The organism is Pseudarthrobacter sp. S6, assembly GCF_050156575.1.
In the GTDB taxonomy this organism is placed as follows: Bacteria; Actinomycetota; Actinomycetes; order Actinomycetales; family Micrococcaceae; genus Arthrobacter.
In genome coordinates, this window is sequence record NZ_CP189581.1 from 1,732,791 (window position 1) to 1,751,393 (window position 18,603).

19 protein-coding genes are annotated in these 18,603 nt (G+C 64.7%); 14 read left to right on the plus strand and 5 right to left on the minus strand.

Annotation, left to right across the window (positions count from 1 at the left end):
• Positions 1–6 precede the first annotated feature (6 nt).
• From ACQCS0_RS08435 to ACQCS0_RS08445, 3 genes are all read right to left on the minus strand, one after another.
• Entirely contained in the window at positions 7–1,242 is a 1,236-nt protein-coding gene (locus ACQCS0_RS08435) for a heparan-alpha-glucosaminide N-acetyltransferase domain-containing protein (protein ID WP_354156091.1), read from the minus strand.
• 84 nt (positions 1,243–1,326) lie between these two features.
• Positions 1,327–2,184: an integrase catalytic domain-containing protein gene (locus ACQCS0_RS08440; protein ID WP_426940180.1), complete on the minus strand. Its 858-nt coding sequence runs from the start codon at positions 2,182–2,184 to the stop codon at positions 1,327–1,329.
• Entirely contained in the window at positions 2,138–2,557 is a 420-nt protein-coding gene (locus tag ACQCS0_RS08445) for a hypothetical protein (protein ID WP_426940181.1), read from the minus strand. Before ACQCS0_RS08445 ends, ACQCS0_RS08440 begins: the two co-directional genes overlap by 47 nt.
• A gap of 157 nt (positions 2,558–2,714) precedes the next feature.
• On the opposite strand from ACQCS0_RS08445, the gene ACQCS0_RS08450 reads away from it, so the two are divergent.
• The 8 genes from ACQCS0_RS08450 (at position 2,715) to ACQCS0_RS08485 (ending at position 11,455) form a co-directional block, all read left to right on the plus strand.
• Positions 2,715–3,134 (plus strand): hypothetical protein, encoded by a 420-nt coding sequence (locus ACQCS0_RS08450; RefSeq protein ID WP_354156145.1) that lies wholly within the window; start codon positions 2,715–2,717, stop codon positions 3,132–3,134.
• Between the two features lie 9 nt (positions 3,135–3,143).
• Entirely contained in the window at positions 3,144–3,890 is a 747-nt protein-coding gene (locus ACQCS0_RS08455) for a carbon-nitrogen hydrolase family protein (protein ID WP_354156144.1), read from the plus strand.
• 126 nt (positions 3,891–4,016) lie between these two features.
• Positions 4,017–4,925: a 4-hydroxy-tetrahydrodipicolinate synthase gene (dapA, locus tag ACQCS0_RS08460; protein WP_354156143.1), complete on the plus strand. Its 909-nt coding sequence runs from the start codon at positions 4,017–4,019 to the stop codon at positions 4,923–4,925.
• A 41-nt stretch (positions 4,926–4,966) separates the two neighbouring features.
• Complete coding sequence (locus ACQCS0_RS08465; RefSeq protein WP_354156142.1) at positions 4,967–6,658, plus strand: ribonuclease J; 1,692 nt, start codon at positions 4,967–4,969, stop codon at positions 6,656–6,658.
• Between the two features lie 130 nt (positions 6,659–6,788).
• Positions 6,789–9,716, plus strand: coding sequence for a DNA translocase FtsK (locus ACQCS0_RS08470; RefSeq protein ID WP_354156141.1), 2,928 nt, complete (start codon positions 6,789–6,791; stop codon positions 9,714–9,716).
• Between the two features lie 9 nt (positions 9,717–9,725).
• Positions 9,726–10,361, plus strand: a complete 636-nt coding sequence (gene pgsA, locus ACQCS0_RS08475) for a CDP-diacylglycerol--glycerol-3-phosphate 3-phosphatidyltransferase (protein WP_354156140.1) — start codon at positions 9,726–9,728, stop codon at positions 10,359–10,361.
• A gap of 9 nt (positions 10,362–10,370) precedes the next feature.
• The gene (locus ACQCS0_RS08480; protein ID WP_354156139.1) at positions 10,371–10,850 is read left to right on the plus strand and encodes a CinA family protein; all 480 of its coding nucleotides are present in this window, start codon (positions 10,371–10,373) and stop codon (positions 10,848–10,850) included.
• Positions 10,851–11,002: 152 nt separating this feature from the next.
• A complete protein-coding gene (locus tag ACQCS0_RS08485; RefSeq protein WP_056342905.1) occupies positions 11,003–11,455 on the plus strand; it encodes a helix-turn-helix domain-containing protein in 453 nt (150 codons plus the stop codon).
• A gap of 26 nt (positions 11,456–11,481) precedes the next feature.
• On the opposite strand, the gene ACQCS0_RS08490 is transcribed toward ACQCS0_RS08485, so the two are convergent.
• A complete protein-coding gene (locus tag ACQCS0_RS08490) occupies positions 11,482–12,099 on the minus strand; it encodes a MarR family transcriptional regulator (protein ID WP_354156138.1) in 618 nt (205 codons plus the stop codon).
• Positions 12,100–12,140: 41 nt separating this feature from the next.
• Between ACQCS0_RS08490 and ACQCS0_RS08495 the strand changes: the two genes are divergently transcribed.
• The 6 genes from ACQCS0_RS08495 to dapF all read left to right on the plus strand — a co-directional run bounded on the left by ACQCS0_RS08495 (position 12,141) and on the right by dapF (position 17,812).
• Positions 12,141–12,365, plus strand: coding sequence for a DUF3046 domain-containing protein (locus ACQCS0_RS08495; RefSeq protein ID WP_354156137.1), 225 nt, complete (start codon positions 12,141–12,143; stop codon positions 12,363–12,365).
• Between the two features lie 233 nt (positions 12,366–12,598).
• Positions 12,599–13,657 carry a recombinase RecA gene (gene recA / locus ACQCS0_RS08500; protein ID WP_185263133.1) on the plus strand — a complete coding sequence of 353 codons (1,059 nt, stop codon included), beginning with the start codon at positions 12,599–12,601 and terminating at the stop codon, positions 13,655–13,657.
• 127 nt (positions 13,658–13,784) lie between these two features.
• Positions 13,785–14,333, plus strand: coding sequence for a regulatory protein RecX (locus ACQCS0_RS08505; protein ID WP_426939543.1), 549 nt, complete (start codon positions 13,785–13,787; stop codon positions 14,331–14,333).
• Positions 14,334–14,410: 77 nt separating this feature from the next.
• The gene (gene miaB / locus ACQCS0_RS08510; RefSeq protein WP_354223585.1) at positions 14,411–15,958 is read left to right on the plus strand and encodes a tRNA (N6-isopentenyl adenosine(37)-C2)-methylthiotransferase MiaB; all 1,548 of its coding nucleotides are present in this window, start codon (positions 14,411–14,413) and stop codon (positions 15,956–15,958) included.
• A 3-nt stretch (positions 15,959–15,961) separates the two neighbouring features.
• Positions 15,962–16,858, plus strand: coding sequence for a tRNA (adenosine(37)-N6)-dimethylallyltransferase MiaA (gene miaA, locus ACQCS0_RS08515; RefSeq protein WP_354156135.1), 897 nt, complete (start codon positions 15,962–15,964; stop codon positions 16,856–16,858).
• 9 nt (positions 16,859–16,867) lie between these two features.
• Entirely contained in the window at positions 16,868–17,812 is a 945-nt protein-coding gene (gene dapF, locus ACQCS0_RS08520) for a diaminopimelate epimerase (RefSeq protein ID WP_354156134.1), read from the plus strand.
• Here the strand turns inward: dapF and ACQCS0_RS08525 are convergent.
• On the minus strand, positions 17,793–18,407 hold the full coding sequence (locus ACQCS0_RS08525) for a methyltransferase (RefSeq protein ID WP_354156133.1): 615 nt from the start codon (positions 18,405–18,407) through the stop codon (positions 17,793–17,795). The genes dapF and ACQCS0_RS08525 overlap by 20 nt on opposite strands.
• Positions 18,408–18,603 lie beyond the last annotated feature (196 nt).

An 18,603-nucleotide genomic window follows, 5' to 3' on the forward strand; every position in this document is an offset into this window, starting at 1 on the left:
GCAGGTCTAGCGCAGGCTGGACCGGTGGCCGCGCCCCAGCTGGTTGGCCGCATGGCCCACCAACTCCAACGGACCCCGCCACTTCAGGATCACAAACACAATACCCGCGATGATGGCCGTCGCGGCATGCGCCCAGTACATCCCGTCCTCGGTCCAGCCCGCGGGCAGCGGCTTCAGGTAGAACGCTGAAACAACCCAAACATGCGCTGAGTAGAGCGTGAGCGTCATGGCACCCGCGCCCCGCAGCGGCAGCAGCAGGTCCAGGTCCAGCCAGTCAGCCAGCCTGCCGAGCAGGAGGAACACGCCCACCACGGCGGCTGCGACGCCGCAGGTGTGCAGAAGGTCCAGCGTGGTGGCCGAATGCGGCGCCGCCGACGCCAGCCACCACCAGGATCCTTCTTGCCGGATTCCAGTGAGGTTGACCTGGAGGACGCTGTCCAGCGGGTATCCGGGCGCGTTCAGGACTGCCTCCAGCGCGGCCCGGCCGCCCCAGTTCTCCATCGCGGCGGTGCCCAATGCCTTGGCCAGTGCGGCCACCGCCGCGCCGCCGCAGAGCAGCAGGACAGGAACTATCGCTTTGGTGAGGGCCAGCCGGCCGATGACCAGGCCCACCAGCAGGTATGACAGCCACTGGAACACCGGGTAGTAGCCGGTCAGAAACAGGTCTCCCAGCATAGGGAAAGGGGTTGAGAGGTCTTCCCAGGAGGGGTTGTGCCCCAGGTTCAGGGGCGGATTGGCCGCCATAAGCCAGGGGCGGAGCAAATAGGCCAGCACCGGGGAAACCAGGATCCAGCCGACGGCCCAGCCGCACAGCGCCCCCAGCTTCAGGCCCAGGAACGGCAGGATGCACAGGAACAGGAGGGCGTAGTGGACCAGGATGATCGCAAGGTTTACTTCCAACCCGCCCAATGAGAGCCCGACGGCGGCAATCACCAGGGCGCGCAGTGCGATGCCGCGGCGGGCTGCGTTCAAGGCAGTACCTTCCGGCGGTAGCTGCTTTCCGGTGGACAGCGCCAGTCCCACGCCGGCCAATACGGCAAACAGGGCGGCCGCCCTGCCGGAGAAGGTAAGGCCGATCCAGGTGGGCGTTAGATCGGCGTTTGCCTCGAAAGTGGGGAGCAGATGCGTGGCCATCATGCCAAGGAGCGCCAGCCCCCTGGCGGCGTCTATACCGCGGAGGCGGCCCGCGGCCTGTGAGGTTCGAGGCACCCGCGAGGGTCTTGCCGGGGCACGGGACGTCATCAGGCGATATTCTCACACCAACCTTTGTGGCGGCAGTCAAGGGCCCACCGGACACACGGTCTTAAAGACCCGAAACGACTCATGTCAAGATGCACGCGAAAGTGTCTTGCTTGCCTCATCTAATTGTGCTCGCGTGGATGATGCTTCCAGTGCCCGTGTTTTCGCTGCGGCGAGTGCGATCAGCTGGGTCTGGATCTTGGTGATGCCGCGGGTGAGGTCGGCCGGGTTGGTGATCTCCATCAGCTCGGCGAGTTCCGCGGCTTTAGCTCCGGTCAGGATCCCGGAATCGATCACGCGTTGGTACGGGGTACGCGGTTTGTCATAGATGCGGGCCTTCTTCCCGTGCTTATTGGAGCGCCAGCCGACCGCTTTCGTGGTGGCGGTGAAGAGGTTCAGCCGTACCCGCACGAGGGCGTAGAGGGCGTTGAGCAGCTTCAGCTCCGCGGCGGTATCGTAGCGGTAGTGGAAGGCGTGCCGGCGGACCACGTCGCCGTTTTTCTGCTCGACGTGGGCGTTGTCGTTGGACTTGTACGGCCGGGACCGGGTGAAGTAGATGTCCTTGTCATCGACCCATTTGATCAGGGCGTAGTTGATGAACTCTCCTCCGTTATCGGTATCCAACCCGACCATGGGGAACGGCAGCCGTGCCACGACCTCATCCATTGCCTCCAGCACCCATTTGTGCGCGCCGTTGCGGACCGCGACGTTCTCGGTCCAGCCGGTGAACACGTCCGTGGCGGTGAGGGTCCTGGCGAATTCCCCGGCCAGGGTGGGGCCGCAGTGGACGACCATGTCGGCTTCGATGAAACCGGGAGCCTGTTCGTGTTCATCCCCGGCCTTGCGGACCGTGATTGAGTTGCGCAGCAGGGGCCCGGCCTTGGTCGCGGACAGGCCTTTAGGCCTGCCGGCGTCCTTGGTCGGTTTGAGCAGCCGTGGTGGCACCGGAGACCTTCAGCAGCTGCGCCCTCACCTCAGGGGTCAGCCTGTCCTTGTCCAGTTCCCCGAAGGCCTCAAGCTTGGGCAGCCACAGGTCCATGGTGGCGGCCAGGTACTTACCCGACGGCATCCCCGCGAACCGCCACACCTCGATCAGGACCTTGAGGGTGCCGTAGCCGTAAGTACGTCCCCGCGGCTTCCGCACAACAGCCTTCGCAGGACCCTTACGCTTACGGGCCGTGGACAGCGCCCGACGGGCATTGGCCCTTGACCAGCCGGTGACGGCCACCAGCTCATCGAGCACCGCCCCCTTGGCCTTCTTGGCTCCTTTCGCATAATCGCGTGCGTACTGCTTCGTGATTTCCCTACGCGTACCCATCGACAGGCCCATCCCTCATCGTCACCGCCGTGCCCGTGGCGGCCCGTGATTTACGCGAGCGTTTCTCAAATGAGGCACGCACCCCATCTCGCGAGCACTATTGATGAGTCTGGTCGAGACCTTGTATTCGAATATATATTCGAATAATATGGACACCATGCAAACCCCATCCCAGTCGCGGCCGTTTCCGGAATTTCCACTCGCCGGCGGATCGGTGCGCCCGGCCCGGGATGCCGAGGACGCCGCGCCGGCACATCCTGCAGGTTTGATGAAAGCGATGAGCCCAGGAGTGGTTGACTTCCTTTTCCGGCAGCTCGTGGCGGGCCGGCCTCCCGTGGACATCCAGTGGCAGGACGAAGGGGTGACACTCACCGCCCAGCCGGCGGGGGCCGAGCTGGCCCGCAGGTTGGCCGAGAGCGACCTCGACGCCTTGACGCCGACAGAACTGTTCCACTACGTCCGGTCGGCCCAACGGCTTGCAGCCTGGGCCGAGGGGCTGCGGGAGGCTGCGGTAGAACGGTACTGCCAGCCGGGGAACGCCCAGGATGGCGTGGCGAGGACTGACGCGCATCCCTAGGATAGGGAGGTGACTGATGCCCTGACCGTCTCTGCCGTGCAGTACCAGGCGCTGGAAGGCGGGATTGTCCCGAATGTGCAAGAACACGTCCGGCTGATCGAGGATGCCGAATCCCACGGCGCCCGGCTGGTGGTGTTCCCAGGGCTGTCGTTGACGGGATACAACCTGGAGCAGTTGGCCGATGACGGCTATTGGCTCCAGCAGAACGACCCGCGGCTGGGCGACCTTTACGAAATCTGCCGCCGGACCGGGATTACCGCCGTGGCCGGTGCTGCCTATCGGGAACCTGATGGTACTCCGCGGCTCGCCAGCCTCGTGATCCACCCCGACGGCACCATCGGACTCGGCTTCAAAACCCACCTCCACGGCCAGGAGCGGGAGGTCTTCGCCGCGGGCGACGGTGCACTCGTGATCGACCTGGATGGCTGGAAGATCGCGCTGGCCATCTGCTTTGACGCCGCCGTTCCTGCTCACTCCACCGGAGCAGCCCAGTCCGGTGCCGACATCTATGCCGTATCGGCGCTGTACACGCTGGCCGAAGATCGACGGCTTGCGCTGCACCTTGGAGCCAGAGCCATGGACAACCGGATGTTCGCCATCCTGGCGAACCTTGGCGGATCCACGGCGCTGGGCCCTTCCTGCGGCCTCAGCGGGTTCTGGGGACCGGACGGCTTCGAACTGAAAAAGGCAGCCGGAACCGGCACGGAAGTGGTCACCACCGTCCTGCAACGGAGTGCCTTGCGGAAATTCCGCTGACGCTGCGGGTGTCGGACTTCCAGTGGGCGCGGACCTCAGTTCCCGGGGCATGGCAGCCCGCCGTTTGACGCGTATCACGCAGCTCCCATTGTCCTAACCAGCTGCCGACAGGGTAACGTTTTTTCCATGCCTCACAAATCCGCCACCGCTCCTGCCCTTGGTACGCTCCTGACCGCTATGGTCACGCCCTTCACCAAGGATGGCGCCGTGGACTACAAGCAGGCAGCCGAACTGGCCACCAAACTTGTGGACGACGGCTGCGACGGCCTCGTCGTCACCGGTACCACCGGCGAAACGTCCACCCTCTCGGATGAGGAAAACCTTGGCATGTTCCGCGCTGTCAAGGAGGCCGTGGGAGACCGCGCCGCCATCATCGCCGGCACCGGGACGAACGACACCGCACATTCGGTGCACCTCTCCCAACAGGCGGCAGCGCTCGGCGTCGACGGCCTCCTGCTCGTCACGCCCTACTACAACAAGCCCAGCCAGGCCGGGCTCCGGGCACACTTCGAGGCTGTAGCCTCCGCAACCGATGTGCCCGTCATGCTCTATGACATTCCGGGCCGTTCCTCCATCGCGATCGAGCCCGAAACCATGATCCGCCTGGCGCAGCACCCGAACATCGTCGCAGTCAAGGATGCCAAAGCCGATTTTGTTGCAGCCAGTCGCGTGATGGCGGAGACGGACCTGTACTTCTACTCGGGCGACGACGGACTGACCCTTCCGTGGATGTCCTTGGGCGCCGTAGGACTCGTGGGTGTTACAACCCACATCGCTACGCGCCGCTTCCGCGAACTGATCGACGCCATCAATGCGAACGACTTTGAAACCGCGCGTAAGATCAACTTCGAGCTGCTGCCCGTTGTACGGGCAACGATGACCCGTATCCAGGGAGCCGTTGCAGCCAAACAAATTCTTAAATGGCAGGGAGTCCTGCCCAACTCGATTGTCCGTTTGCCCCTCGTGGAGCCGGACGAAGCCGAGATCGTATCCATCCGCGAGGATTTGGCGGAAGCGGGGCTGGTCTTTCCCTGAGGGCTAAGACCAGCACCCTTCCGCCTGGAAAGTAGTGCACTATGACCCAAACCGCCCTTCCCGGCCTTGTCACGCCTCCACGTCTGCCGCAAGGCGCCCTTCGGATCGTTCCGCTGGGCGGACTGGGGGAGATCGGCCGGAACATGGCCGTGTTCGAAATCGACGGCAAACTGCTCATCGTGGACTGTGGTGTCCTCTTCCCGGAGGAGACCCAGCCCGGCGTTGACCTGATCCTGCCCGATTTCTCCTACATCGAGAACCGTCTCGACGACATCGTGGCCGTTGTTCTGACCCACGGCCACGAGGACCACATCGGCGCCGTTCCGTACCTCCTGCGGCTGCGCGCTGACATCCCCCTGGTTGGCTCTCAGCTGACGCTGGCCCTCATCGAGGCCAAGCTGCAGGAACACCGGATCCGTCCATACACGATGACCGTTGAAGAGGGCCAGGTCGAAAAGTTCGGCCCCTTCGAGTGCGAGTTTGTCGCGGTCAACCACTCCATCCCCGACGCACTGGCCGTGTTCATCCGCACGGCCGCCGGCACTGTCCTGCACACGGGCGACTTCAAGATGGACCAGCTGCCCCTGGACGGCAGGATCACCGACCTTCGGCACTTCGCCAAGCTGGGTGAAGAGGGCGTTGACCTCTTTATGTCCGACTCCACCAACGCCGACGTCCCGGGCTTCACCACTGCCGAAAAGGAAATCGGCCCCACACTGGAACGTCTCTTCGGCCAGGCCACCAAGCGCATCATCGTGGCGTCGTTCTCCTCGCATGTCCACCGCGTCCAGCAGGTACTCGACGCCGCCGCCAAGCACAACCGCAAGGTGGCCTTCGTGGGCCGCTCCATGGTCCGCAACATGGCCATCGCCGCCAAGCTTGGCTACCTCGACGTTCCCGAGGGCCTCCTCGTGGACATCAAGAACATCGACAACCTGCCGGACAACCGTGTGGTCCTGATGTCCACGGGTTCCCAGGGCGAACCGATGGCCGCGCTTTCCCGCATGGCCAACGGCGACCACCGCGTAGTGGTGGGCGACGGCGACACCGTGATCCTGGCCTCCAGCCTCATCCCGGGCAACGAGAACGCCGTGTTCCGCATCATCAACGGCCTACTCAAGCTCGGTGCGGACGTCATCCACAAGGGCAACGCCAAGGTGCACGTCTCCGGACACGCGGCCGCCGGCGAGCTGCTCTACTGCTACAACATCCTTGAGCCGCTCAACGCCATGCCCGTGCACGGCGAGACCCGCCACCTGATCGCCAACGGCAAGATCGCCATCGAGTCCGGCGTCCCCACCGCCAGCGTCATCCTTGCCGACAACGGCACCGTGATCGACCTCAAGGACCACCGCGCAGACGTTGTAGGCCAGGTTGAAGTGGGCTTTGTCTACGTGGACGGCTCCAGTGTCGGCGAAGTCACCGAAGCGGACCTGAAGGACCGCCAGACGCTCGGCGATGAAGGCTTCATTTCCATCATTACCGTCATCAACCGCACTACCGGCAAGGTGGTCTCCGGACCCGAGATCCATGCCCGCGGCGTGGCCGAGGACGATTCGGTCTTCGACGAGATTATCCCCAAGATCAACGCCGCCCTGGAGGAAGCCGTGCTCAACCGCACGGACCACACCACGCACCAGCTCCAGCAGGTTGTCCGCCGCGTTGTCGGCACCTGGGTCAACCGCAAGCTGCGCCGCAAGCCCATGATCATCCCGGTGGTCCTCGAGGCGTAACAGCCCCGAAGGCAAGCGGAATGGCAAAGGCCCGGTTCTTTTGGAACCGGGCCTTTCCCATCTGCAACATGAGGCCGGGAACAGCCGGAAATCCGCGGAAAACCACGCCAGTTCCGGTACCGTGGCAGGTATGGCCACTCGTACTACTCCCGCGCCCCGAGGCTCCGCTGGCAGCAAATCCAGCGCCAAATCCGGCAGCTCGGCGGGACGCGGCGCAGGCGCCACAGGGTCCAGCCGCACCGGCGGCCGGGCCGGTTCATCGGCGGGCACCGCACGCACCCGCCAGCTTCCCGCCGTCGACCAGCGGCAGCCCTGGCTGCTGCGCGTTGTGGGCGGCGCCTGGCTGGGCGTCGGCCATCTGGTTGGCGGCGGCGTCCGCAGGATCGGCTCCGATGTCAGCGACCTGCCGGCAGACGAACGCCGCGACGGCGCTGCCCTGTTCAACCTTGCCCTGGGCGTCTTCGTCGCCACCTTCGCCTGGTGGGGAATGACCGGCTGGTTCCCTGACGCCGTCTACAGCGTGGTCAATGGCACTTTCGGCTGGATGTCGCTGCTTTTGCCGCTGATGCTTTTTGTGTGCGCCTTCCGGCTCTTCCGGCAGCCCGACGACGGCCGGGGAAACAACCGGGTGGGCATCGGTTTTCTCATCATGACCTTTGCGGGCTGCGGCCTTGCCCACGTCGTGGGCGGCCAGCCCACCGTAGCCGCAGGCTTCGACGGACTCCGCCAGGCAGGCGGCATGCTCGGCTTCCTGGCCGCCTCACCTCTCGCAGCCATCCATGCCGCGGTGCCCATTGCGGTCTACGGGCTGCTGGCTTTCGTCTCATTGCTCATCATTACCGCCACCCCCTTCGGAGCCATTCCACGCCGGCTCCGGGGGGCCTATGAGCACCTCATGGGCATCGACCTGCAGGAACCCGGTGACAACGGGGACAGCCACGACCGCAGCTACCTCGAGGAAACCCCGGCAACCCCGGCAACCCAGGCGCCGCGGAAGAAGAAGCGACGCTTCTTCGGTAAGGACCACGAGTCCGACGCAGGGCTGGAAGGCTACGTGGGCGACGAAGCCTTCGAGCACGCCGTTATCGACGACGAGGCTGACGCCAAGCCAGAGAGTGGATCGCGCCCCGCTCCCGGTGTGCGCCGCCCCACGAAGGCGGAAATCGCCGTCGAGAAAATCAAAGCCGCCCAGGGCATCGGCACCGCAGGGAGCGCCCCGGAAGCGGACAACGCCACCGAGGCCATCCCCCTGGTCACCCCCGGCATGGTCGCCGCAGGCTCACTCAACGCGGCAGCCGCCGCCGTCGCGCAGGTGCCGGCCAAGCCCGTCACACCGATGCCCCTTCCGGCTCCCATTCCGCAGCGGACCGAGCAGCTATCACTGGCGGGCGACGTCACCTACACCCTGCCGCCGTCGGACGTTCTGACCCCGGGCTCGATCCCCAAGGAGCGCACCGAAGCCAACGACGCCATTGTGGCTTCGCTGACCGAGACCCTCAACCAGTTCAACGTGGAAGCGCAGGTCACCGGCTTCAGCCGCGGGCCCACCGTCACCCGGTATGAGATCGAGCTGTCCCCGGGCACCAAGGTGGAGCGGGTCACCGCCCTGTCCAAGAACATCTCCTACGCCGTGGCTTCCAGTGACGTCCGGATCCTCAGCCCCATCCCGGGCAAGTCCGCCATCGGTATCGAGATTCCCAACACGGACCGCGAGACCGTTTCCCTCGGTGACGTCCTCCGGAGCCAGAATGCGCGCCGGACCGACCACCCAATGGTGATGGGGGTCGGCAAGGACGTCGAAGGCGGTTATGTCGTGGCGAACCTCGCCAAGATGCCGCACCTGCTCGTCGCAGGTGCCACTGGCGCCGGTAAGTCCTCGTTCGTGAACTCCATGATCACCTCGATCCTTATGCGGGCAACCCCGGATGAGGTCCGCATGGTCATGGTGGACCCCAAGCGCGTGGAGCTGACCGCCTACGAAGGCGTCCCGCACCTGATTACTCCCATCATTACCAACCCGAAGAAGGCTGCAGAGGCCCTGCAGTGGGTAGTCCGCGAGATGGACGCCCGCTACGACGACCTCGCCAACTACGGGTTCAAGCACATCGATGACTTCAACAAGGCCGTCCGCGCCGGCAAGGTCCAGCCGCCCGTGGACTCCAAGCGCGTCATCCGGCCCTACCCGTACCTGCTGGTGATTGTTGACGAGCTCGCCGACCTGATGATGGTGGCCCCGCGCGACGTCGAAGACTCAATCGTCCGCATCACCCAGCTGGCCCGTGCCGCCGGCATCCACCTGGTCCTGGCCACCCAGCGGCCCTCCGTAGACGTCGTCACCGGCCTCATCAAGGCCAACGTGCCGTCCCGCATGGCCTTCGCCACGTCCTCCGTCACGGACTCCCGCGTGGTCCTTGACCAGCCCGGTGCCGAAAAACTCATCGGCCAGGGTGATGCTCTGTTCCTGCCGATGGGTGCCTCCAAAGCCATGCGTGTCCAGGGCGCCTGGGTCACGGAGTCTGAAATCCACAAGGTTGTGGAACACGTCAAGGGCCAGCTCAAAGTCGACTACCGCCACGATGTCGCCCCCGAGGCACCAAAAAAGCAGATCGACGACGACATCGGGGACGACCTCGAAGTGCTGCTGCAGGCCACCGAACTGGTGGTCACCACCCAGTTCGGTTCGACGTCGATGCTCCAGCGCAAGCTCCGGGTGGGCTTCGCCAAGGCCGGACGGCTGATGGACCTCCTCGAGTCCAGGGGAGTGGTAGGTCCCTCCGAAGGGTCCAAGGCACGTGACGTCCTGGTCAAGCCGGATGATCTCGCGTCGGTGCTCGCAGCCATGAAAGGCCAGGACGCGCCGGCAGTTGCCGACTCGCAGACGGCGGCGCTCAGCGACAACGCCAACTCGAACATCGCCCAGGGCGGTTATGCGGAAGACCTCGTGCAGGCCGACCTGGACCAGCGCAGCCAGAAGGTTGAGTACTTCGACGGCGCCGACAGTACCTCGGGCGACGACGAGGACGGTTCCGAAGACGCGTGGTCCCTCACCGGACGGTAGCCTAGGAGTGTGACTAGCACCGAAGCAACTGCCGCCGGCTCCAGCAGCCCAGGAATCTGGAATCTTCCCAACATCCTGACCATGCTGCGCATCGCCCTGGTGCCGTTCTTCGTCTGGTTCCTCCTCGCCGATGCTCCCGGGCTGAACAGCGAGTCGGGGCCCTGGCGCTGGGCCGCGGTGGTGGTGTTCGCCGTCGCCATCTACACGGACAAGCTCGACGGCGACATCGCCAGGAGCCGTGGCCTCGTCACGAATTTCGGCAAAATTGCAGACCCCATCGCCGACAAGCTCCTCATCGGCTCAGCCTTGGTGATGCTTTCTATCCTGAACGAACTGCCGTGGTGGGTCACTATCGTCATCCTCGTCCGAGAGTGGGGCATCACCGCCCTTCGCTTCTTTGTCATCCGGTACGGTGTCATCCCGGCCTCGCGCGGAGGCAAGCTCAAGACCGTCGTTCAGACGGCCGCGATCTTCCTGTACCTCCTGCCACTCGGCTCGCTGGCACCGTGGCTTGTATGGGTGGCTTTCGCCGTCATGATGGTGGCTGTCCTGATCACGGTATGGACCGGCGTCGAGTACGTCATTGAAGCGCTGCGAATCCGGTCACAGGGCAAACGGGCCGGAACAACTACAGCTGGAAACTAGGGAGCAGACGTGACCAATCTTCACCACCTGGCGGAACAGGCAGTCAAAAAAGCCCTGGAAACGGGCCGCACCGTAGCGGCCGCGGAGTCGCTCACCGCAGGAATGGTCAGCGCCGTGATCGCCGACACAGCCGGATCTTCAGGCATGCTCCAGGGCGGCGTGGTGGCTTACCAGAACTCCGTCAAAGTGGACGTCCTCGGCGTTCCGGAAGAGCTTCTGGCCGCTGCCGGATCCGTTGACGGCGCCGTCGCAGCGGCCATGGCGGACGGGGCAAGGACTGCACTGCGGGCTGACATCGGCATCGCCACCACGGGGGTAGCCGGCCCGGAGGAACATGACGGCAAGGCGGTGGGGACGGTGTTTATCGGGATCGCCACAGCGGCCGGTGCGTCCTACCTCGAGTACGGCTTCACGGGTAACCGGGCCGAGATCCGCGGACAGGCTTGTGGTGCCGCGCTGGAAAGCCTGATAGCGGCGCTATCTTCCTGAAGCTACCGGGCGTGAAGTTGCCGGGAACAAATCCCGGTGTCCATTAGTTATTAGATTGTGTCGCTTCCGTATAGCGGAGGCGCCTAGGATGAATAAACAACCACGGTTCGCTCCACGGCGGACCGCACTTATGAGGGAGCAAGGCGATACAGATGGTAAAGCAGCCCGTATCCATAAACGGCGTTGTCCGCTGGAAGGATGTGGGCCTCGCCGATCAGGCCAAGAGCGAACAGAAGGAGCGCAAGATGGTTGTACTTCGTCACGAAATCGGTGATGTCCTGCGCGATGTACGCCAGCGCCAGGGACGCACGCTCCGCGAAGTTTCGCACAGTGCCCGTGTTTCCTTGGGCTACCTCAGCGAAGTGGAACGCGGCCAGAAGGAAGCTTCATCAGAGCTCCTCTCGTCAATCTGCTCAGCCCTGGACGTGCCGCTGTCCAGCATGCTCAGGGAAGTCAGCGACCGTGTTGCCGTCGCGGAGGGCGTAGCCGTTCCGGACACCGTTCCCCAGGAATTCTCACAGCGCTACGGCCGCGACCTGGATCGCGATCTCAACGCTGAACTCAACAACGAACTGTCCAAGGGCCTGCTTTCCGGCGCACGCTAAGCCGTCGCAGGAACCAGACAGGAACTTCAACAAAGCCTCCGGCCACTGGCCCGGAGGCTTTGTTGTGTGGTGGTTATTTTTTCCGCGTCGCCGGCGGACGGGTCCTTCGCGAAGCCGTCAACTTCAAACATGGAGTTAAGCTTTGCCATGTATTCGGCGAGGGTCTGCAGTTCCCCGACCGGCCACTCAGCCAGCCGTTCACGGAAGTCCTGGCGGCGCGCATCCTGTACCTGGTGCATTCTTTCCTCGCCCTTTTCGGTCAGGCGGATCGACTGCGCCCTGCCGTCCAGGGGGTCAGCTTCCTTGAACACCAACCCGATGCTTTCCAGGAAGGCGATCTGGCGGCTGACGGAAGGCTTGCCCACGCCGATGTTCAGGGCCAGGTCTGTCAACCGGATGGGTCCCTCGCGCCGGATGACCGAAAGCAGTCCGTAGGCCGCCGGTTCCATGTCCGGGTGCACCTGCCGCGAGAGCTGATGGGAGACCGACCGGGCACGGCGCCAGAAGAGACTGATTTGGTGTTCCACGGTGTTCAGGGCTTCATCGACGGTGTCTTTGGCCGCACCTGTCTCCGCAGGGGAGGTCGCGGGAACGCCGGTCTCAGGACGGCCTGTCGCAGGAGTGCCGTCGGCAGGGTTGCTCATGGCAACAATTCTAGGGTCCGGGACCGTGAGAGACTCTATTGGTGCGGATCAGTGACTATTGGCGGCTTATGGACGACGAATTCGGGTCCGGCTACTCCCGGGTCCTGAGCAGCACCCTGGTTCTGGCCGGCGCCGGCGGGCGCACGGCGGACCAGGCCCTCGCCGCCGGGGTGAGCCCCCGACAGGTGTGGTTGGCCGTCTGCGACGTCCAGGATGTGCCGCCGGAGCGGCGACTGGGACGCGACGTCAAACCCCTGCGCGACTGACACCGCCACCAGCGCATCGGCGTTCACCGAGCTGATGTGCGTCCCGTTCTGCGCTGACACGCCGCCGGATCTGTTCGAATATCTGTTCGGGTAAAGCTATGCTTTTCGTAGTTGGTTATCCACATAGGCGATGTCATCCGGCCAGAATGTCAGCGGGTGCCATTAGCGTCAGAGATGACCAAGAAATGGCCGCTGAGGCCACTCCAAAGCGAGAAACATTAGAGGTGTGAACCATGGCGGCAGCCCCGGATCGGCAAAAGGCGCTCGACGCAGCGCTGGCACAGATCGACAAGCAGTTCGGCAAGGGCTCGGTTATGCGGCTGGGCGATGAAGTCCGTGCCCCCATCGAGGTCATCCCCACCGGATCCATCGCGCTGGACGTGGCTTTGGGAATTGGTGGCCTGCCCCGCGGCCGCGTAGTGGAGATCTACGGTCCGGAATCTTCGGGTAAGACCACCGTGGCACTGCACGCCGTTGCCAACGCGCAGCGCCTGGGCGGCATTGCCGCCTTCATCGACGCCGAGCACGCCCTGGACCCCGAATACGCAGCACGGCTGGGCGTTGATACGGACGCCCTCCTGGTCTCGCAGCCGGATACAGGCGAGCAGGCCTTGGAAATCATGGATATGCTGATCGGCTCCGGCTCGCTGGACGTCATCGTCATCGACTCCGTTGCTGCCCTGGTGCCGCGTGCGGAAATCGAGGGCGACATGGGCGACAGCCACGTGGGTCTGCAGGCCCGCCTCATGAGCCAGGCGCTACGTAAGATCACCGGCCGCCTGAGCCAGACGAAAACCACCGCCATCTTCATCAACCAGCTCCGTGAAAAGATCGGCGTGTTCTTCGGCTCCCCCGAGACCACCACCGGCGGTAAGGCCCTGAAGTTCTACGCGTCCATCCGCATCGACGTCCGCCGGATCCAGACGCTCAAGGAAGGTGCCGACTCCGTCGGTAACCGCACCAAGGCGAAGATCGTCAAGAACAAGATGGCCCCGCCCTTTAAGATCGCCGAATTCGACATCATCTATGGCCAAGGCATCTCCCGCGAGGGCGGCATCATCGACATGGGCGTGGAGCACGGAATTATCAAGAAGTCGGGTTCGTGGTTCACGTACGACGGCGACCAGCTGGGCCAGGGCATGGAGAACTCCCGCAGGTTCCTGCGAGACAACCCTGAGTTGGCGACCGAACTGGAACGCCTGATCAAGGAGAAGCTTGGTGTCGGGGTAGTCAAGCCCGCCGAAGACGAGGCCAAAGACACACCGAAGCTTAAGGCTGTTGACGGCTTCTAGGGACGCCCCTGACCTGACGGCCGGTCAGGGCGCAGGATGGCGTGCGGCCGGTCAGAGCGCCGGATCGGGGCGACGGCAGCGGAGACGCGGCCGCGAACGCCCGGCCGGACCAGCTCCGGATGCTGCCATCGCAGCCGATGCAAACGCAGACGCCGAACCGGATGCCGCATCCGTGGCGCGGGCCATCGTGCTCCGGCAACTGACCAGTTCGGCCAAAAGCCGGCTGCAGCTGGCGCGGAAACTGGCCGAGCGGAACATCCCGGAGGATGTGGCGGAAGCCGTCCTGGACCGCTTCCAGGAGGTCCGCCTCATTGACGACGCTGAGTTCGCAGACATGTGGGTGCGCAGCCGTTCGCAGTCCCGGAAGCTCGCCAAAGGGGCCCTCCGGCGCGAGCTTGCGGACAAGGGGATTGACGCGGACACCGCCGCCGTGGCGCTGGAACAGTTGTCCGACGCCGACGAGGAAGTGGCGGCCCGGCTCCTCGTGGAACGTAAGCTCCGGGCAGGCTCGGAATTATCGGACCGCGCCGAGCGGGACAAGATCACCCGGCGGTTGGCGTCCATGCTGGCCCGCAAGGGCTATCAGCCGTCGCAGGCGTTCCGGATCGTCGGAGAAGTGCTCGACACACAGGCGGAGGCCCAAACAGGCGCACAGGACGGCCCGCTGGACTCGTAGGCCGACGAAGCAGCCCCGTCAGCCGATCCGGCAGCCAGGGCGATCCAGCAACCTGAGCGACCCGCTACCCTTAACAGGTGAGTTTGACCATTCCTTCCCCCGCATCCGGTACCGCCCCGTCAGCCGACCCTGCCCTTCAGCAGCCCCGTACCTATCAGGTGCGCACGTTCGGCTGCCAGATGAACGTGCACGATTCGGAGCGGATGGCAGGCATGCTCGAGGCCGCGGGCTACGTGGCGGCCAGTGGCGAGCAGGCCGACGTTGTGGTGTTCAACACCTGTGCGGTACGGGAAAACGCCGACAACAAGCTGTACGGCAACCTGGGCATGCTGGCGCCCGTCAAGGCCGCCAACCCGGGGATGCAGATCGCCGTTGGCGGCTGCTTGGCGCAGAAGGACCGGGAGACCATCCTCAAGAAGGCTCCCTGGGTGGATGCTGTCTTCGGCACGCACAACGTCGGGGCGCTCCCGGCACTGTTGGACCGGGCCAGGCACAATAACGAAGCCCAGCTGGAGATCCTCGAATCCCTGGATGTTTTCCCCTCCACCCTGCCCACCAAGCGTGATTCGGTGTATTCCGGCTGGGTGTCCATCTCGGTCGGCTGCAACAACACCTGCACGTTCTGCATCGTCCCGGCCCTGCGCGGGAAGGAAAAGGACCGCCGCCCGGGGGACATCCTCGCGGAAATCCAGGCCCTGGTAGATGACGGCGCCATCGAAGTCACCCTGCTGGGCCAAAACGTGAACTCCTACGGAGTGGAGTTCGGTGACCGGCAGGCGTTCTCCAAACTACTGCGCGCTTGCGGGGCAATTGAAGGCCTGGAACGGGTCCGCTTCACCAGCCCCCACCCCGCCGCCTTCACCGAGGACGTCATTGACGCCATGGCCGAAACCCCCAATGTCATGCCGCAGCTGCACATGCCGCTGCAGTCCGGGTCCGACAAAGTCCTGAAGGACATGAAACGGTCCTACCGGTCCACCAAATTCCTCGGCATCCTGGACAAAGTCCGCGAGAAGATCCCGCACGCCGCCATCTCTACGGACATCATTGTCGGCTTCCCCGGCGAAACCGAGGAAGACTTCCAGGCCACCCTCGACGTTGTGGAGCAGTCGCGCTTCGCCACCGCTTTCACGTTCCAGTACTCGAAGCGTCCCGGTACCCCGGCCGCGGCCCTGCCGGACCAGCTTCCCAAGGCCGTGGTCCAGGAGCGATTTGAACGCCTGACCGCACTGCAGGACAGGATTGCCGCCGAAGAGAACGCCACGCAGCTTGGCCACCGGGTAGAGGTGATGGTCACTGCCCATTCAGGGCGCAAGTCCGAGGAAACCCACAGGCTGTCCGGCCGGTCCCAGGACCAGCGGCTGGTGCATTTCTCCGTTCCCGAGGGGGCAGAGACGCCGCGTCCCGGGGACCTGGTCACCGTCACCATCACCGAAGCCGCAGCCTTCCATCTCGTGGCCGACCCGTCCGTGCAGGACTACAGCCTGCGGCGCTCCCGCGCGGGGGACGCCTGGGACAGGTCCCAGGCCGACTCGTGCGGGGCTCCCGCGCCGGCTGCCGCAGGCGGCGCCGGCCGGAGCGGGGTCTCGCTGGGTATGCCCACACTGCCGGTCCGGAGCCGCTGACCGGTGGCCCAGCCTCCGGTTATTGCCGTTGTTGGTCCTACGGGGTCCGGTAAGTCCGATCTGTCCGTGAACCTTGCCCTGGAACTGGATGGCGAGGTCATCAACGCTGATGCCATGCAGTTCTATCGCGGGATGGACATAGGCACCGCCAAGATCACGCCGGCAGAACGCAGGGGCGTTCCCCATCACCTTCTGGACACCCTGGACGTCACGGAGGAGGCCAGCGTTTCAGACTTCCAGCAGCAGGCCCGGAGCATCGTCAGCGATATCCACGCACGTGGCAAGCGCGCCATTCTGGCGGGCGGTTCCGGTCTTTACGTTCGGGCTGCGCTCGACGTCCTCGAATTCCCCGGCACAGATCCTGTCCTCCGGGGGCAGCTTGAGGCTGAGCTCGAGGAAGTCGGCCAGGATGTCCTCCTCGCGCGGCTCCGGGACGTGGACCCGGTGTCAGCGGCCCGTATCTCGGATTCGCGCCGGATCATCAGGGCGCTGGAAGTCCACGAGCTCACCGGCCGGCCGTTCAGCTCCTTTATGCCCCAGCGCGAGTATTTCCAGCCTGCTGTCCAGATCGGGCTGGCGGTGGACCGAGACGTCCTCCGTGAACGGCTGGCCCAGCGCGTCCACACCATGGTGGACCAGGGGCTGCTGGCGGAAGTGCGCCGCCTGGAAGCGGCCGGTCTGCGCGGCGGCAAAACTGCGCCGCGGGCTCTGGGCTATGCCCAGTTCCTGAAAGTGCTCGACGGCGGCTCAACAGTTGCCGGGGCAGCCGAAGACACCATCGTGGCCACCCGGCAGTTCGCAAGGCGCCAGCTCACGTGGTTCCGTGCAGATCCCCGCATCAGCTGGTTGGACTGGCGGGCGCCGGACCTTGCGGCCCAAGCCGTGGCTCTCAGCCGGTAATCTAGGACCATGGATGCAACTCCCGCAGAGACCACAGAGCCCGACTTCCGCACCCTGGGCGGACTCCGCTTCTCCAAGGGACACGGAACAGGCAACGACTTTGTGCTGATCGCTGACCCCGACGGCGTCCACACCATCGATGCGGCCCAGGTGGCCGCCCTCTGCGACCGTCACCGCGGAATCGGCGGCGACGGCCTGATCCGGGCCGTCCCCTCCCGGTACCTCTCCGAAGGCCGCGAACTGCTGCTCAGCAGCCCCGAGGCGGATTGGTTCATGGACTACCGCAACGGCGACGGGTCCCTGTCGGAAATGTGCGGCAACGGGGTCCGTGTTTTTGTGCATTTCCTGCGTGCCGAGGGACTGGTAGACCTGCCCGACGGCGGCGTACTCACCATCGGGACACGCGGCGGCGTCAAGACCGTGGTCCGGACAGGGGACAGCTACGCGGTGGACATGGGGCCGTGGGAATTCATTTTCCCCGGCGACGCGACCGCCAAAGCCATGGATTCGTTGGTCTCCGCGGATGGCCTGGAAGTGCCCCGCCCGGCTCTGTCCGTCAGCATGGGCAACCCGCATACCGTGGTGGCGCTTGCTGAACTGTCCGAACTGGAGTCCACCCGGCTTTACAAGGCTCCGCAGGTCGATCCGGAGCCCGCCAACGGGACCAATGTTGAATTCGTCGTGCCTGCTGAGCCGTTGGTCCACAACGGGACCGGCACGGTCACCATGCGCGTCCATGAGCGGGGCGTGGGCGAAACCCAGTCCTGCGGAACAGGCGCGTGCGCGGCCGCAGTCGCCATCCGGCACTGGGCAGGGGCGGAAGCGCCGGACTCCTGGCTGGTCAACGTGCCCGGCGGCGTCGTAGGCGTCAAATTCTTCGCCGCTGCCGGAGGGCGCGAGCACGTCGAGCTCAGCGGGCCCGCCGTCATTGTGGCTACTGGGACGCTTTCCTGACCCGAAGGATCCGGAAGGACTTGGATGTGGACTCCCTGCTGACGGTGAACGATGCATCCAGCTCGGTCGAGAGCCAGCGCTGAAGCGAATCCGAGCCCAGGTTTTTTTGGACCACCAACCACGCGGAGCCGCCCGGCGCCAGCCGGGGCAGCCACATCTTCAGTAGGCCGTGGAGTTCATCCTTGCCGATCCGGATAGGTGGGTTGGACCAGATCGTGTCGAAGCGCAGTTCCGGGTCCACGGCGTCGGGAGTGCTGGCCAGCACGTTGCCCAGACCCAGCAGGGCCGCATTCTCGGTGGTTAGCGTGATGCAGCGTTCATTCACATCCACGGCGTAGACCTTGGCATGCGGCGCGCGCAATGCGAGGGTCAGGGCTATGGGTCCCCAGCCGCAGCCGATGTCAAGAAGGTTGCCTGTAGGGTCCGGGGCCGGGACCTCGGCCAGGAGCACCGCCGTCCCCTTGTCAATACCATCGGGACTGAAGATGCCGCCCGACGTCTGCAATGTGCGCGTCTCGCCGGCCAGTTCCACTGTGAGCGGTTTGCGGGTGAACGGCCCGGCGGGCGATGCGCTGAAATAGTGTGCGGACTCCATAACTGGCCAGATTAGTTGGCCGGGGTGCGCAATGCGAAACCGCGGCCACCGCTTCTGCTAATCTTGAACCCATGTTCTTGATCTTCGAGTAGCCGGCACGGCCGGTGTCCCTCCCGGACGCCGCCTGTCCCGAAGCCGTGCCCCGCAGCGATGCAGGTATTAACCTTCCGCAAAGTGCGCCACATAACGGGTCCTC